This window comes from Pseudophaeobacter sp. 1A09344 (genome assembly GCF_041008745.1).
GTDB classification, from domain to species: Bacteria; Pseudomonadota; Alphaproteobacteria; order Rhodobacterales; family Rhodobacteraceae; genus Phycobacter; species Phycobacter gallaeciensis_A.
This window is the reverse complement of sequence record NZ_JAXGFS010000005.1, coordinates 214,826-230,897: the sequence shown is the minus strand read 5'-3', so window position 1 is coordinate 230,897 and position 16,072 is coordinate 214,826. Positions and strand designations below refer to the sequence as shown.

12 protein-coding genes and 1 tRNA gene are annotated in these 16,072 nt (G+C 58.1%); 10 read left to right on the top strand and 3 right to left on the bottom strand.

Annotated elements, in window-relative coordinates; all coding sequences use genetic code 11:
- Position 1: 1 nt before the first annotated feature.
- The 10 genes from SM765_RS11110 (at position 2) to SM765_RS11065 (ending at position 12,030) form a co-directional block, all read left to right on the top strand.
- Complete coding sequence (locus SM765_RS11110) at positions 2-1,087, top strand: branched-chain amino acid ABC transporter permease (RefSeq protein WP_065272843.1); 1,086 nt, start codon at positions 2-4, stop codon at positions 1,085-1,087.
- Positions 1,084-1,851 (top strand): ABC transporter ATP-binding protein, encoded by a 768-nt coding sequence (locus SM765_RS11105; protein ID WP_065272844.1) that lies wholly within the window; start codon positions 1,084-1,086, stop codon positions 1,849-1,851. The genes SM765_RS11110 and SM765_RS11105 overlap by 4 nt, the downstream gene beginning before the upstream one ends.
- Positions 1,851-2,624: an ABC transporter ATP-binding protein gene (locus tag SM765_RS11100; protein WP_065272845.1), complete on the top strand. Its 774-nt coding sequence runs from the start codon at positions 1,851-1,853 to the stop codon at positions 2,622-2,624. Before SM765_RS11105 ends, SM765_RS11100 begins: the two co-directional genes overlap by 1 nt.
- Before the next feature lie 11 nt (positions 2,625-2,635).
- Positions 2,636-4,531 (top strand): AMP-dependent synthetase/ligase, encoded by a 1,896-nt coding sequence (locus SM765_RS11095; RefSeq protein WP_274830183.1) that lies wholly within the window; start codon positions 2,636-2,638, stop codon positions 4,529-4,531.
- A gap of 47 nt (positions 4,532-4,578) precedes the next feature.
- Complete coding sequence (locus tag SM765_RS11090; RefSeq protein WP_274830182.1) at positions 4,579-5,739, top strand: ABC transporter substrate-binding protein; 1,161 nt, start codon at positions 4,579-4,581, stop codon at positions 5,737-5,739.
- A 278-nt stretch (positions 5,740-6,017) separates the two neighbouring features.
- The gene (locus SM765_RS11085) at positions 6,018-6,878 is read left to right on the top strand and encodes an MBL fold metallo-hydrolase (protein ID WP_274835095.1); all 861 of its coding nucleotides are present in this window, start codon (positions 6,018-6,020) and stop codon (positions 6,876-6,878) included.
- Positions 6,879-7,170: 292 nt separating this feature from the next.
- Positions 7,171-8,838 carry a transcriptional regulator gene (locus SM765_RS11080; protein ID WP_274835094.1) on the top strand — a complete coding sequence of 556 codons (1,668 nt, stop codon included), beginning with the start codon at positions 7,171-7,173 and terminating at the stop codon, positions 8,836-8,838.
- Between the two features lie 199 nt (positions 8,839-9,037).
- Positions 9,038-10,042 carry an NADPH:quinone reductase gene (locus tag SM765_RS11075; RefSeq protein ID WP_274835093.1) on the top strand — a complete coding sequence of 335 codons (1,005 nt, stop codon included), beginning with the start codon at positions 9,038-9,040 and terminating at the stop codon, positions 10,040-10,042.
- Positions 10,043-10,147: 105 nt separating this feature from the next.
- A tRNA-Gln gene (locus SM765_RS11070) sits at positions 10,148-10,222 on the top strand.
- Positions 10,223-10,548: 326 nt separating this feature from the next.
- A complete protein-coding gene (locus tag SM765_RS11065) occupies positions 10,549-12,030 on the top strand; it encodes a globin-coupled sensor protein (RefSeq protein ID WP_274839006.1) in 1,482 nt (493 codons plus the stop codon).
- Positions 12,031-12,131: 101 nt separating this feature from the next.
- Here the strand turns inward: SM765_RS11065 and SM765_RS11060 are convergent, their stop codons facing one another.
- Genes SM765_RS11060 through SM765_RS11050 form a run of 3 tightly spaced genes read right to left on the bottom strand, consistent with a single transcriptional unit; the run spans position 12,132 to position 16,058 of the window.
- Positions 12,132-13,211 (bottom strand): sensor histidine kinase, encoded by a 1,080-nt coding sequence (locus SM765_RS11060; RefSeq protein ID WP_274837816.1) that lies wholly within the window; start codon positions 13,209-13,211, stop codon positions 12,132-12,134.
- A gap of 26 nt (positions 13,212-13,237) precedes the next feature.
- On the bottom strand, positions 13,238-13,684 hold the full coding sequence (locus SM765_RS11055) for a response regulator (protein ID WP_065272853.1): 447 nt from the start codon (positions 13,682-13,684) through the stop codon (positions 13,238-13,240).
- Between the two features lies 1 nt (position 13,685).
- Positions 13,686-16,058, bottom strand: coding sequence for a sensor histidine kinase (locus SM765_RS11050; protein ID WP_274841228.1), 2,373 nt, complete (start codon positions 16,056-16,058; stop codon positions 13,686-13,688).
- Positions 16,059-16,072 lie beyond the last annotated feature (14 nt).

The window sequence follows — 16,072 nt, the reverse complement described above, 5'->3', positions numbered from 1 at the left end:
CATGCGCATTCATTTCAAAACCACCTATGAGCAGGATATCCGCCTGTTCCCCGATATGTGGACGGCCTGCGTTTATGGCCTTCTGATCCTGATTGCCTTTGGCCTGCCGTTCCTGATCAACGAGTTCTATATTGGCGAAGTCACCAACGTGCTGATCTGGGCGATTGCCGGTCTGGGTCTGATGCTGCTGACCGGTCAGACCGGACAGGCCAGCCTTGGCCATGCAGCGTTTCTGGCCATCGGCTGCTATACCAACACGATCCTGATCGAACAGGGGCTGCCGTTCATTCTGGCTTTCCCGCTGGCCGGGGTCATCACCGGGATCGTCGGCGCCGTGATCGCCATTCCGGCCCTGCGGCTGCACGGGATCTATCTGGCGATTGCGACCATTGCCCTGTCGATCCTTGCCGATGACATTATCGTCCTTCTTGAGCCCTGGACTGGCGGCGTGTCGGGCAAGTTCCCGGACATGATCACCATTTTCGGGTTCGAGATTGAACGCTGGTCGATGCCGACCCGGTTCTACTATCTGGTGCTTGTCGTCACCATCATCTGCACACTGTTCTACCGCAACCTGCTGCGCTCGCCTTTGGGCCGTGCCTTTGCTGCGGTGCGCGACAGTGAGGTCTCGGCGACTGCCATGGGCGTTCACATTGCCCGCACCAAGGCGACCGCCTTTGGCCTGTCGTGCATGATCACCGGCTGGGCCGGGGCGCTGATGGGATACTATGCGGGAACCTTCAACAACGAGACTTTCTCGATCGTGATTTCGATCACCCTGCTGATGATGATCGTGATTGGCGGCCTCGGCTCCATTCACGGGGCCTTCTTCGGCGCAGTTGTGGTGGCCTTCCTGCCCCAGGGTCTGTCGATCCTCAAAGACAGCGTGATCGGTGGCGGCGTCGCCATCCCGGGGCTGGAAACCGGCGTCTTCGGCATGATCCTGATCCTGTTCATCCTGTTCGAACCCATGGGCATTTACGGCCGCTGGTTGAAGATACGGACCTGGTTCGAATTGTTCCCCTTTGCGCGCAAGGACATGTTCCGTCGCCAGAAAACCTACCTGAAGACGGAGCGTTTGAGATGAGCCTTTTGGAGATCAAGAATGCAACGCTGAAATTCGGTGGCGTTGTGGCTGTGAACGATCTGTCCTTTTCGGTCGAGGAAGGCGAGGTCTATGCCATCGTCGGCCCGAACGGGGCAGGGAAGTCGACCGTGTTCAACCTGATTTCGCGGTTCTACGAACCCTATGCGGGCTCTTTCACCTTCGACGGGCAGAACCTGCTGGATCGCAAACCGGACGAGGTGGCGGATCTTGGCATCGCGCGGACCTTTCAGAACATCGAACTCTTTGATCACGCGACGGTGTTGCAGAACCTTCTTGTGGGGCGGCACCGCCACCGCAAGTCCACGCTGATCGAAGAGCTGTTCTTTGCCCCGCGTGTGCGCCGCGAAGAACACCGCCACCGCGAGGCCGTGGAGGAGGTGATCGATTTCCTCGACCTGCAGCCCTACCGGAACAAGATGATCGCCGGCCTGCCATATGGCGTACGCAAGGTGGTTGAACTCGGCCGGGCGCTGGCCTCGGGTCCACGGCTTTTGCTGCTGGATGAACCGGCCTCGGGACTTTCGGTTGAGGAAACGCAGGACATGCGCTGGTGGATTGACGACATCCGCAAACAGATGGGGATCACCGTATTGATGGTGGAACATGACATGGGGCTGGTCTCTGGCGTGTCCGACCGCGTTCTGGCGCTGGCGGATGGGGCCAAGCTGGCCGAGGGCACACCGGCCGAGGTGCAGTCGAACCCGGCCGTGATTGAGGCCTATCTTGGCGCGGGGGCTGTCTGATGGGAGAGCCTTTGCTAGAAATCAAGAACCTCGAGAGCTTTTACGGGCCGATCATGGCGATCCGGGGCGTGTCGCTGAAGGTGGACAAGGGGCAGATCGTCACCGTTCTGGGCGCCAATGGCGCCGGGAAATCCACCCTTCTGAAAACGATCTCGGGCATCATGGATCCTGAAAAGGGCGAAGTGCTGTTCGATGGCAAGCCGATTCAGGGACAGGAGCCGCACAAGATCGTCAGTCAGGGCATCGTACACGTGCCCGAAGGCCGCGAGGTCTTCCCGCTTTTGACGGTGAATGAAAACCTGAGCCTTGGCGCTTATACCCGGTCGGACAGGGCCGAGATCGAAAAGGACCGGGAGATGGTATTCGACTATTTCCCGATCCTCGCCGAACGGCGCGACCAGGAGGCCGGGACGCTGTCCGGCGGCCAGCAGCAGATGCTGGCGATCGGGCGTGGGCTGATGCTGCGGCCCAAGATCATGCTGCTGGATGAACCCAGCCTCGGCCTGTCGCCGCTTCTGGTGCAGGAGATCTTTGCCATTCTGCGGCGGCTCAACGCCGAGGAACACGTGACCATGATGCTGGTGGAACAGAACGCCCGCATCGCGCTGGAACTGGCGGACGTGGGCTATGTGATGGAGATCGGCCGCATTGTGATGGACGGCACCGCCGACCGCCTGATGCAGTCCGAGGACATCCAGGCCTTTTATTTGGGCCACCAGGAAGAAGGCCAGCGCGGAGAGAAACGCTGGAAACGCAAGAAGACGTGGCGATGAGGGGGGAAGGGATGAACATGCAAAACCTTGGACAGACCGCACACCCGCAGGTGGTTCTCAACGGCGTTTCGTTCAACGCAGAGCCGGGCCAGCGCCCGGTGTTGGTGGACGGCTGTGACACCATCGTGAAACTGTTTCAGCTGCGTTGTCAGGCGCTGGGCGACCGAACTGCTCACCGCGAAAAGGATATGGGCATCTGGAAGGCCTATTCCTGGAACGATTACTGGGATCACGCGAAATGGATTGGCCTTGGCCTGATGTCGCTGGGTCTGAAACGCGGCGAGGTGGTGTCGATCTTAAGTGAGGACCGGCGCGAGTGGCTTTACTCCGACCTGGGTATTCAGGGTGTCGGCGGGATTGCCTCTGGCGTCTACACCACGGACTCCGCCTCGCAGCTGGCCTATCTGGTCAATGACAGCGACAGCCGGTTCCTGTTTGTCGAAAACGACGAACAGCTCGACAAGTACCTTGAGATCGCCGATCAGGTTCCGGGTCTGGCCAAGGTCATCATCTATGAACGCGAAGGGCTGCATGATCTGGACCATGAAAAATGCCTCTTCATCGAGGATCTGTACGAGCTGGGTAAAGCCTATGAAGCGCGCCATCCCGGCACCTTTGAGGCTGAAATTTCCAAATCCCAGCCCGAGGACACGGCGCTTCTGATCTATACATCGGGCACCACGGGCATGCCCAAAGGCGCTATGCTCAGCAATGAGAACATCCTTGCCTCGACCGAGGCAGGGGCGCGGGCGCTGGAAGTCTACAAGACAGACGATCAGCTGTGTTTTCTGCCGCTGTGCCACATCCTTGAACGCAACGTGTCGGTCTATTTCCCGCTCGCGGCTTCCAGCACGGTGAACTTCGCCGAAAGCCCGGAAACCGTGTTCGACAATATGCAGGAGGTCTCTCCGGCGACCTTTTTCGCGGTGCCGCGGGTCTGGGAAAAGATCTACTCCCGGGTCCTGGTTCTGGCGCAGGAAGCCACGCCGATTGGCCGTATGGCCTTCCATCAGGCGGTCAAGGCCGGGCGCAAGCGGGCGCAATACGTGATGTACGGAAAACCCGTCCCTTCGGGCGTGGCGGCGTCTTATGCCTTCTGGGATTTTGCTGTTCTGCGCAATCTGCGCCGGATGCTGGGCATGGACAAGATGCGCCGCGGCGGAACCGGCGCCGCGCCGATCTCACCCGAGCTATTGGAATGGTACTGGTCCATCGGTGTGCCGCTGATCGAAGGCTACGGCATGACCGAGAACGCCGGCCTGTCCACCATCAACACTTTCGACACCAACGCGCCGGGAACGGTGGGGCACGCGGTGCCGGGGGTCGAGGTGCGTATCGCGGAAGACGGGGAGATCCAGACCAAGGGGCTCAACAACTTCCAGGGTTACTGGCGCAACAATGAAAAGACCGCCGAGACCTTTACCACCGATGGCTGGCTGCGCACGGGTGATGTCGGCAGGCTGGATGACAAGGGCAATCTGACCATCACCGGCCGGATCAAGGACATCATCATCACCGCAGGCGGCAAGAACATCACCCCGGCCGAAATCGAAAGCCGGTTGAAGTTCAGCCACTATATCTCGGATGCGGTGGTGATCGGGGACGGGCGCAAATATCTCACCTGTCTGATCATGATCGATCAGGAAAATGTTGAGAAATTCGCGCAGGACCGCAAGATACCCTTTAGCGACTTTGCATCGCTCTGTGCCGCGGAGGAGGTGGTACAGCTGATCGGAGCAGAGGTCGAAGCTGTGAACCGGGACTTTGCACGGGTCGAACAGATCAAGGATTTCCGCCTGATCAACGTTCTTCTGACGGCTGAGGACGACGAGTTGACCGCAACGATGAAACTGAAACGCAGTTTTGTGGAGAAGAAGCACAAGGCACTAATCGACGACATGTACTAGCGGCGGCGACAAGGAACGCCGGACAGTTATTTAGGGAGGAAGCGAAAATGAAAAAACTGACATCTGCGCTGACGATGGCGGCTGTAGCCCTTGCCGGGGCCACGGCTGTTCAGGCTGACACTCAGGGGGTTACGGACAGCGAAGTCGTAATCGGCTCGGTGAATGACCTCAGCGGTATCTTTGCTGCGGTGGGCGTGCCGGCGGTCAATGGCGCCAACCTGCGCTTTGACGAAATCAACGCCGCAGGCGGTGTGCATGGTCGCCAGATCAAGTTCGTCGTCGAGGACAACGGCTATCAGATCCCGCGCGCGATGCAGGGCTACAACAAGCTGCTGAACCGGGACAAGGCCTTTGCCATGCTTCTGTCGCTGGGCACACCGATGAACGTGGCTGGCTTCAAGTTGCTGGACCCCAAGGGCATTCCGAACATCAGCCCGCTGTCCGCCGCGCGTCAGATGCTTCAGGAACCGATGCACAACAAATTCATCGGCTTCTCCAGCTACTACGATCAGGTGCAGGTGGGCGTGAAATATCTGGCCGGTGAATTCGAGGCCAAGGAAGTCTGCTCGATGTATATCCCGTCGGATTTCGGCAAGGAAATTCAGGAAAGCACCGAGGATGTAAGCAAAGAGCTGGGCCTGACCTATGCGGCGGAAACCTCGCACAAGCCGGATGAGCTGGATTTTGTCGGCTCGCTCACAAAGCTGAAGTCCGCTGGCTGTGACGTGGTGACACTGGCGCTGGGCGTGCGGCAGGGCATCACCGTTGTCGGCACCGCCAAGAAACTGGGCTGGACCGATGTGAAATTCCTCAACACGTCGGCCGGGTTCCTTGATGTGGTTGCTGCCGTTCCCGGTGGTGTGACCGATGGTCTTTACGCGGCGGCTGGCTGGGTCAGCCTGATCGCCCGCGCCGAAGATCCGGTGCCGGCCGAATTCATGAAAGCCTATGAGGAAAAGTTCGGTCAGCCGGCCGGTGGCTTTGCCATGCTGGGTTATTCCGCAGCGGATACGGTCATTCGCGCGCTTGAGGCCGCGGGGCAGGATCTGACGCAGGAAAGCTTTATCAAGGGGATGGAGAGCCTCAATTTCTATGATGAGCTGACCGACAGCAAGATCACCTATGCGGCTGATGATCACCGTGGTGCGGACGATATCGTGATCTCGGTTGTCGAAGATGGCAAATGGAAAGAACTGAGCCGCCAGTAACGCGCGCTCTTTAGCTAATCTGATATGAACCGGTGCGGGGTGACCCGCGCCGGTTTTCTGTTTGTCAGCCGCGTCTGTTTTTGCCCGGTGTTCTGCGCCCGGCTTTACATTGCCAAACCCCAAATTATATAAATTCGCGTACGTGAATATAACTGTGCCATGGCGGCCGGATATTTGCGCAGATGCATTATTGGGAGGCAGGTGCAATGGGTGTGAACAGAAGAGAATTTCTGCAAGGGGCAGGGGCCAGTATGGCGTTGGCAGGATCTGCTGCTGGTATGGCATCGGCTGCTGCAGCCTCGGGCGGCGATCGGCTGATGATTGGCGATATGTCCCTTCAAACCCTGTCTGATGGCAATCTGGTACTGCCTCAGGGGTTCCTGTTCCCCGAGCAGTCGCCAGAGCAGCTGATGCCGATCCTGACGCGGCACGGCGTTGCCCAGGATCCGATGGAGCCTCCGCTGAATGTCACGCTGATGCGTCAGGGCGACCGTGTCGTGCTGTTCGATGCCGGTTCCGGCCCGGCCTTCCAGGCCAGCGCGGGGCAACTGCCCGCCGCGCTGGAGGCGGCAGGCGTATCCCCCGAGGACGTCACCCAAGTGGTGTTCACCCATTGCCACCCGGATCACCTGTGGGGCGTTCTGGACGATTTCGATGATCCTTTGTTTGCCAATGCCGAACATTTCATCGGGCAGCAGGAATGGGATTTCTGGTTCGACCCCAGCACCATTGACACGATCGGCGAGGCCCGCGCTACCATGGCCGCCGGGGCGCTGCGGCGGATGGAGATCCTGGAGGACCAGATCACCCGGTTCCGCGATGGCGAAGAAATCCTGCCCGGTGTCGCGGCGCGGGCGACCTATGGTCATACGCCGGGCCATATGTCCTTTGAACTCAGGTCCGGCAGCGAGAGCGTGATGGTGCTTGGCGATGCCATCGGCAATTCCCACGTGAGCTTTGAAAGGCCCGATTGGCACGTGGGATCCGACCAGGATGCAGCCATGGCCGCTGCCGCCCGCATGAGCTTGCTGGATCAACTGGCTCACGAGCAGACGCGGGTGATTGGCTACCATCTACCAGAGGGTGGTTTGGGTCAGGTCGCGCGCAAGGGTGACGGTTACCGGTTTATCCCGTTGTAACTTGCCTCCTTGTAAATTTGGCCTAAGTTAAACTATGTTTTTAAGAGAAGCCGCGCCCAGCGTCGTCTGGGGCGCGTTTAAAGGCGGAAAATCCGAATTTTTTCGGAAAATCCAGCTTATTGGCTTGGCGGCAATTCATTCCGTTACTATTCCTATGCGTGTTTAAAGAAACATGATACATGTAAATTTCAATTCAATTATCTTTATTTATTTGAAAAGGTGATTTTTCACTACATCTTTGCGTCGCATTGTTGTAATTTGATCCTGCGATCACGGTCGATTAGGTGGATTAATGTGTAATTTGATCAAGTTGAATCAGTTCGGCGCGTTCGGTGTATTTCTGTCGGATGGCAGCAGCGTACCCCTAGGGGCCAAGCATCAGGCCTTGATGGCCCTTTTGGCGACCTCAGCATCGGGTATCCGAACAAGAGCATTTTTAGAACACACTTTGTGGAGCCTTGCTCAACCTGAACAAGCAAAGGCCAGCCTGAGGACGGCATTATCGACGCTAAAACGCCATCTGGGACCGGAAGCGGCCCAGGCGATTACGGCTAACCGGGAACGCGTTACTCTGGACCTGTCACGGGTGGAGTTCATTGAGCCCGAGGATCAGGCCGAGTTCATGGAGGGTTTCGAACTGCCGCATGAGACCCGGTTCGAAAGCTGGCTGGCCCAGATGCGCGCGGACTTCGAGGCAAAGCAGACAGGGCAGCCCACCGGCGGCGCTGGGCAAATCGGGCAAACCGGTCGGGTGCAGTATAATGATCTTCTGCCTCCGATCGCGGTCTTGCCCTTCGTGCAGCACACCCCGGGCGAGGACACCTCGCCCCTGGGTTCATTGCTGTCCGAAGAACTGTCTCGCTGCCTTGCACGCAGTCAGGCTTTCACCGTGACATCTTATCTGGCCTCGCGGCAATTCGACCCGAACCGGATCCGCCCGATCGAAGTCTCGCAGGTGGCTGGGGTGAACTATTTGGTGTCTGGTGTGGTGCATGTGCGCGGGCAGATGATGAATGCGGATATCGAGTTGCACGATGCGGTACGCGAAAAGGTGATCTGGTCGCGCAGCTTCCAGGGGCCGTTGTCGGACCTGATGGCGGGACAAAGCGCGGCCCTGAGAGATGCCACGCGCCAAATCGGTCAAACGGTGGTGGGCGAATCGATCCGCCTTATCGGCTTCAAGCCGCTGGCAGGGCTGGAGGGGCACACGCTGTTAATGGGCGCGATTTCCCTGATGCAGGACATGAACCCCGCTTCCTTTGAAAAGGCACGTGAAATCCTGAACGTGCTGCTGAGCCGGGCCCCGCAGCATCCGCTTGCTCTGACATGGATGGGGTTCTGGCATGTACTGCGGATCCAGAAGGGTTTTTCCAACGATCGACAGCTTGATATCCATCTTGCGGAACAGCTTGCGACCTCGGCGCTCAGCGCGGATCCGTCTTTCTCGTTGGCGCATACGCTGAAGGGCGTGATTTCCAGCCATCTCCTGTTCCATTTCGATCTGGCGCAGACTTCCTATGATCTGGCTTTGAAGGACAATCCAAACGAAGCCTTGGCCCTGCTGCTCAAAGGTACCACCAGGGCCTATCAGGACCGCCCGGACGAGGCGGTACAACTGACTGATGCTGCGCGGCGGCTGTCCCCACTGGGGCCGCAACGCTATTATTTCGACGCGGAATCCGCAGTCGCGAACCTGACCGCGCGAAATTATGGGCGGGCGATCGAGCTTGCGGACCGGTCGCTTGAGGCAAATGCCTCCTATCCGACCAGTCTGGGGACCAAGGCCATTGCTTTGCAGATGTCGGGGCGCACCTCTGAAGCCCGCGATACGGTTAAGGATCTTCTGAAGGCCGCGCCAATGTTCAATATGAGCCGGTACCACAACTACACGCCGCTTGCGGCAGGACCCGCCGGAGAGGAATGGGGGCATGCGCTGAAAATGGCGGGTGTCCCGGACTGATACCTCTCTGATCCAGAGCACCACGCTGAATCGAGGGGAGGCGCTGGCTGCCTGCCACCCGGCAAATCTGTGGGTCTCGGTTCATCGAGCGGCCCTTTTTTGGGAACCGCCTTGTGTCTGTGGCCGTCTTGAGGCTCCTTGTCTGTCAAAGGTCCGGGCCGACGTCGTTCCGGGCTGACACAGAAAATGGAGCCCCATCATGAAAGCCGTCGTTTACCGCGCCTTCGGACCTGCCCAAGAGGTCCTGTCCCTTGAAACCCTGCCAGCACCCGAACTTGCCTCTGGCGAGGTACGCGTCGCGCTGGCCTATTCCGGCGTCAATCCTTCCGATGTCAAAGCGCGGGCCGGAGCACGGGCGGGTGTCACCGAACTGCCCTTTCCCGCAATCATTCCTCATAGCGATGGCGCGGGCGTCATCACCGAAGTCGGCGAAGGCGTGGATCCGGCGCGGGTCGGGCAGCGGGTCTGGATCTGGAACGGTCAGTGGCAGCGCGCCTATGGCACCGCCGCAAGCGAGATCTGCCTGCCGCAGGAGCAGGCGGTGCCCATGTCTGACACGGTCGATTTTAAAACCGGCGCCGCGCTTGGCATTCCGGGGCTGACCGCCTGTCATACCGTGTTCTCCGGTGGCGAGGTTTCCGGCAAAACCGTTCTGGTGCAGGGCGGGGCAGGGACCGTAGGTCTTCTGGCTGTACAATTGGCCAAATGGGGCGGTGCGCGGGTGATCGCGACCTGTTCCGCAGCTGCGCGAGACCGTGTTCTGGCGGCCGGGGCCGACGCGGTGCTGGATTACAGCGCTACGGACCTCAGCGACCAGATCATCGCCGCAAATCACGGCCAGCTCGTCAATCTGATCGTCGAGGTGGAGTTTGGCGCCAACGCCGAGGTGGACGCGGCAGTGATCGCCCCGAAAGGCCGGATCACGGCCTATGGCTCGGCAAAGGCGATGCAACCCGCCTTGCCCTTCTATCCGCTGATGTTCAAGGCGGTCACGTTGGAGATGGCTCTGGTCTACCTGCTGACGCCGACCCAACGCGAGGCGGCGATCGCCCGTTTGAATCGCGCCCTGGAGGCTCAGGCCCTGTCGGTTCCCGTGGCGAAAATCTTTCCTCTGGCCGAGGCCGCCGCAGCGCATGAAGCCGTTGAGGGTGGTGATCGCAAAGGCGTGATTTTGCTGCAAACTTCTGAAAATCCAATGAAATAAGGGGCGAGAAGGGGGGGCGCCTGTGGTGTTGGAAAAAGGATGTCAGATTTTTTCAAAAACCCTCTTGCACCCCCCCGCAACTAACTTTAGACAGCGCCTCACCGATGGGGTGTAGCCAAGTGGTAAGGCAGCGGTTTTTGGTACCGTGTATCGTAGGTTCGAATCCTACCACCCCAGCCATCGGCCCTTTCCCGACAGATTGAGTACTCGGATCACCCGTTAAGCCCCAGATCGCCCCGGTTACGGTCCCGGTTTTTTGGGGGATTGTCGAGGAGGGGCGCGCTGTTGCAACGGTTTGGCGCGCTGCGAACCGACCCTGGCCCTGTCATGGGCTAGCACTCTTGCCCGTTCATCCGACCGCATCGCGTTTAAGCTGATCCCGCTCCCGTAATGCGTTCGTAAAATAATAGAAAATTGCATATTTTTAATGGATTTCATTTAGTGAGAGATTGGTGGCCTCGCTTGGGGCCGAATCTTTTAATGTTTTCAGTGGTTGCGAGGCTGTTATGATAAAGGAGCACGAAGAGGCGCTGTCGAAGTTTGGCTTTGATGAAGTCGTGAAAAAATATCTGATTGAGGGCGGAGAATTGGTTGTTCCGCTGTTGCCTCAGGTTTTGGATCGTTTTTATGGTGTCGTAATGGATGATCCTGAAATGGCGCGTTTTTTTCCAAATCAGGAATTGATGGATCAGGCGAAGCTTGGGCAGCAAAAACACTGGGAGATGTTGTTGTCGGGCGCGTTTAGCGAAGAGTATTTTGCAAGTGCCTATCGGATCGGCCGAATCCACCCCCGCATCGGCTTGCCATTTTTGTTCTATCTTTCCGGCTATGCGCAGGCGGTTTCGCACATTCAGGAGCTTCTTCTGGAGCGGAACCAGGGTATTTTAGGTTTGTTTAGAAGGCACAATGTTCCAAAGATCATAAGCGCCCTGACTCGTGCCTTTTCGCTGGACACCCATCTGGTTCTGGATGCGCATTTTTCTGCCGAAAAGGAAGAGCAGGAAACGGCTTTTGCGCATCTGACGGCGGGTATCGACCGGATGGCGGCGCGGGATCTGACACAGCTTATCCCCGGGCCGGAGGCAAGCGACTACCCTGAGCGCTACGATCCGGTGCGCAAGGCCTTCAATGGGTTGATCTGTACTCAGCGTGATGTGCTGCATACCATCCAGGATGCGGCCTCCCGGTTGAACATTCGCGCCAGTGAGGTGGTTCAATCGGCAGAGGATCTGTCACAGCGTACCGAATCCCAGGCAGCGACCTTGGAAGAAACAGCGGCTGCGGTCGAGCAGATTACCGTGAGCATGCATGCGTCGGCCGATGCGACATCGGAAACCACCAAGATCGTCCATAGCACCAGAGACGGGGCCGCGCGCGGGGGCGAGGTGGTTCAGAGCGCCATTCAAAAGATGCAGGATATCGAGGATTCATCGCATCAGATCTCGCAGATCATCAATGTGATCGATGATATCGCCTTTCAGACCAACCTACTGGCACTGAATGCCGGGGTGGAGGCCGCAAGGGCGGGGGAAACCGGCAAAGGCTTTGCCGTGGTTGCCTCTGAAGTGCGAGCGCTGGCGCAAAGGTCAGCGGATTCTGCAAATGAAATCAAATCACTGATCAATGTCAGTGCGGGCCACGTGGAGGGGGGAGTGACGCTGGTTAATGATACCGGCGAGGCTTTGACCATGATCCGCGGTGATATTGGCCGGACGGTCGAGTTGACGTCGGAAGTCGCCAACTCAGCGCAGCAGCAATCCACTGGTCTTGGTGAAATCAACGTCGGTGTGTCGCAACTGGATCAGGTGACGCAGCAGAATGCGGCAATGGCGGAACAGGTGACGGCGGCGGCGCTCTCCATGACCGAGGACGTCGGCAGGCTGAACACGCTGATTGGATCCTTTGATATCGGAAGGCCGACAATCGGTTGCGCTGAGGCAGAAGCCATGCCGGAGAGCACCTCAGCTGCCAATTTGCGGGCTGGTTGAAGTCTGCTCTGAGCTGCGAACCGGTAACGACAGCCTGAACGGTGGGGCGGGACAGACCCGCCCGCGAACCCTGCTGAGCCTCCCGCTATAGGGCGACGTTCCTAGTCGTCTTCTTCCTCGGGGCGCTGTTTGATTGTGAAATGTATCGTGGTGCCGACGTCGGTATCGGCGGCGCACCAGATTTCCCCATCATGGCGTTCGGCGATCTTGCGACAGGTGGCAAGGCCAAGCCCGGTGCCAGGCAATTCTTCGGTTTGCTGCAGACGGCGGAAGGGTTCGAAGATTTTGTCGCGGAAATCTTCAGGCACCCCGACGCCATTGTCCACTACCGTGAACTGGATCCCGTTTGGAATTTCGGCGGCAGAGACTGAAATGACCGGGCTGGAAGGGCCAGCGTATTTGATCGAGTTCCCGATCAGGTTCTGCAGCAGTTGCGCGACCTGCGGCGCGATGCAATCCACCGACAGCCCGTTGGCCGTCCAACGCACCTCGGCGCCGCTTTCCGAAATATCCTTGGCCAGAGCTATCTGGGCCCGTTCAAAAAGGTTTTCCACGGACACCTTCTCTTGGTTGGAGGGGCCATTCAGGTTGATGTGGCTGGCAAGACTTTCGATCAGCTCGGACATGCGCCTCACCGAAAGTTTCATCATTTCGAATTCCCGGGCCACCTCATCCATATTGCCGCTCTCGAAATCCTCGATGATCTGTTCGCTCAGAAACTCGATGGCCCGGACGGGAGCCCGCAGGTCATGCACCAGAACATCCGAAAACAGGCTCAGCTCCTGCCGGTGTTCTTCCAGTTTCCAGCGCATCTTGGAGAGCTTTATGCCGTTTTCGATCATCCGGTTCAGCGCCGTTTCGGTCATGATCGATTTTGGAATGTAATCCGAGGCGCCTTGCAGAATGGCGCTCTTGGCGATTTCCTCGTCTCCTTGGCCGGTCATCAGGAAAATCGTCGCCTTTGGCCATGTCTTTGAAAAATGTTCCAGAAGCTCCAGGCCGGACATGCCGGGCAGCAGGTAGTCCAGGAAAATGACATCGATGTTGTCATCCGTGTAATCCAGCGCCGCCTGTCCGTTGCTTGCTTCCCGGAATGACCGCTTTCCCGCCGGAGCCCGCAGCAGCCTTCGGACCAGCTTGCGATCACCTTCATCATCGTCCACGATCATAATGTCGAGCATTTGAAAGTTTTCCTTTTGTGCCTGCTCTAAATTTCCGGAATTTCTACGACGCGCCAATAGTTGTCCAAGGTTGTCATCAGATCCAAGAACATATGTCCGGCGCGGGCTTTGACAATATAACCTGCAACATTGTTCAGATAGGCCATTTCAATATCACGTTCATCATCCGATGTGGTCAACATAAAAATAAGCGTTTTGCGAAGCTGAGGGTCCTCTCTAATTTTGCCCAGTAATTCTAAACCATTCATGCGCGGCATATTAATGTCGCATAAAACGACAAAGGTTTTGGGGGGTGTGGTTTCCAGATTTCCACGCAAAAACGCCAGCGCCTCTACCCCATCTTTGAAACGGGTAATCGGATTTGCAATCTTCGCTTTCTTAAAGGCGCGTCGCAAGGCTTTGGCGTCGCCATCATCGTCTTCGACTAGCACGATATTAAGCGCTTTTTCGGATTGGAGGGCGACGGTGTTCATATCAATTCTCCAACGATGTGCTGTCCGGCCCGGTGGGCCAGTGCAGGATAAAGGTTGTGCCGGATTTGCCGTCCGAGTCGATCTTGATCGTGGCGCCGACCAGCCCGGCATGTTTCTTGACGAAGGCGAGCCCCATGCCGCTGGTTTCGACCTCGTCACGGGGTTTCAGGGTCTGGAATATTTCGAATACCTTCTCCTGGTATTCCTGCGGAATGCCGGGGCCATCGTCGGCGACCCGGAACTCAATCTCTTCGGGGCGGTGCGTTAGGTCTATCCAGACGTGCCCATCGGATTTGTCATGATGCCGTATGGCATTGCTGATCAGGTTGAGGAGAACAATCTGCAAGGGAAGGCGCTGAACCTTGATCTGGTCGAACGCGTCGCAGAACTGCACTGTGAGGCCCTCGGGTATGTCCAGAAGGTCTGTCAGCTCCTCGCGCAGCTCGGCTCCGGTCACGGAGGTGCTGCTCGCCTTTTCCCGGCCAATCCTGGAATGCTGCAACAGATCGTCCAGCAACCGCTCCATTCTGGTGGCGCGGTTTTGCAGCAGGTCCAGGCTTTCCTGGGTGTCTTCGGTCAGATGCGGGGCAAGATCTTCGGCCAGCCAGGAAGCGGCATTGTTGATCACCCGCAGTGGCGCCTTGAGATCGTGCGACGCGACGTAGGCGAATTGGTCCAGTTCCGCATTGGAACGTTTCAGGGCGCTGATCAGGCTGTTCACCTTTTCATCGGCGGCCTTTTGCGGGGAGATGTCACGGATCATCCCGATGTATCTTGATCCGCCGGAATAGACTGCGTGGCTGACCGCAATGCCAAGCGGGATCTGGCTGCCATCTTTGCGGACGCCGAAGATTTCGCGGTTCTTGGCCATCTGTTTAGGGTGCCCGGTGAGCAGGGAGCGCGCCACGTGAAGATGGTGTATGTTCGCATCTGCTGTGGGCATCAGCATGGTCACATTCTGGCCCACGACCTCTTGCGCGGTATAGCCGAACAACTCTTCCGCAGCAGGGTTCATATCCTCGACTGTGCCATCGGCATCGATGGTGATGATCCCGTCCGCTGCGCCGTTGAGGATGGCATCAAGCCGGTTCGCTTCCTCAATTCTGGTATTGATCATTTCCGAAAAGCTGAGCGCGAGATCGGAAACCTCATCATTGCGGCTGGTTTCGAAATCCACCGGTTCCGCGCTTTGAATCTTGCTGCGGATTTCGTGGTTGAGCCGGGTCAGGGGGGAGAGCAGGCGCGATGCGGGAAAGGAGGCCGCTAGCGCTGCCATCGCGGCCAGCAGCATCGACAGGCCGGCGGTTGCGCGCAGCTCCTGAAATGCGGGGGCAATCAGGATCTCATGCGGGGCGATGGTCAGAATGTTCAGCCGGAACGGCGTCGCGTTCTGTTGTCCCAGCACGGCCGAGAGATATCCCATGTCATTTGATCCGGTTTCAAAAAACGCTCCTTCATCGTTGGACGTAAGCCGGTCGGAATAGGGCGGTGGCTGCCAGTCCGGATCCTGATGAAAGGCGAGTGGAGAGCTTTGGGCTTCGCCGTGATAGGAGATGTAATCGAAGTTGTTGCTGACCGCGTAGACCTGAAACCCGGGGGCAACAGAGAGTTCGGCGCTCTGCAGTAGGGGTTCAGCGTCGGCGTTGATGACGATCGCACCAAAGATGTCCCCGTCGCTGTCCTGCAGCGGTCGAACCACCCGGATGGTGGGCGGCCCAACGACGCGGCCGTTTTCCCGGTTATAGGTTACTTCTGAAAAATACACCTCGCTGACGCCATGCTCTTTGATGGGCTGCAGATAGGGCTCATTTCCCTTGATCTGGAGTTCGCCAGCGGGGACGATGATCAGCTCCTCGTCAATGCGGTTGACCCGCACCAGTTCCTTCCAGTTACCTTCTTTCACCAAGAGACGAACTTGCGAGTATTTCGGCCTTGTCCCCAGGAATTTCAGGAAAATATCCGATACGCTCTCGGTCCAACCCTCGGTGGGTCGGGCAGCGCTGGCCCCCGGAGCTTTGGGTTGTTCGTCGCTGAACCGCACCGCGCTGGGTTGTGTGGCCGTGGGTGGTGTCACTGTGGTCTCGGTCTGGTCGGGCGCAGGGGCAGTGGCTGTCCGCGTCAGCCCTGCGAGGCCGACCGCCTGCGGGACAGAGGCGAGAATTCCGGTATCCAGCTCCATCATGTAGAGCACGCTGTCGATCCGCTGTGCGTAGATGTCGCCGGCCCGCTTCATGCGTTCGCGGGTGGCTGTTTTTACCGTTTCCAAGGAGTGGAAATATCCATAGGCGGAAAAGATCGTCAGTGCCAGCCCAGTGGACAACAGGACAACCAGGGCTATCCGCGTTCGCAGTGTGACGCGCCTACGGTGTGGCATCAGGGCTCTCGTTC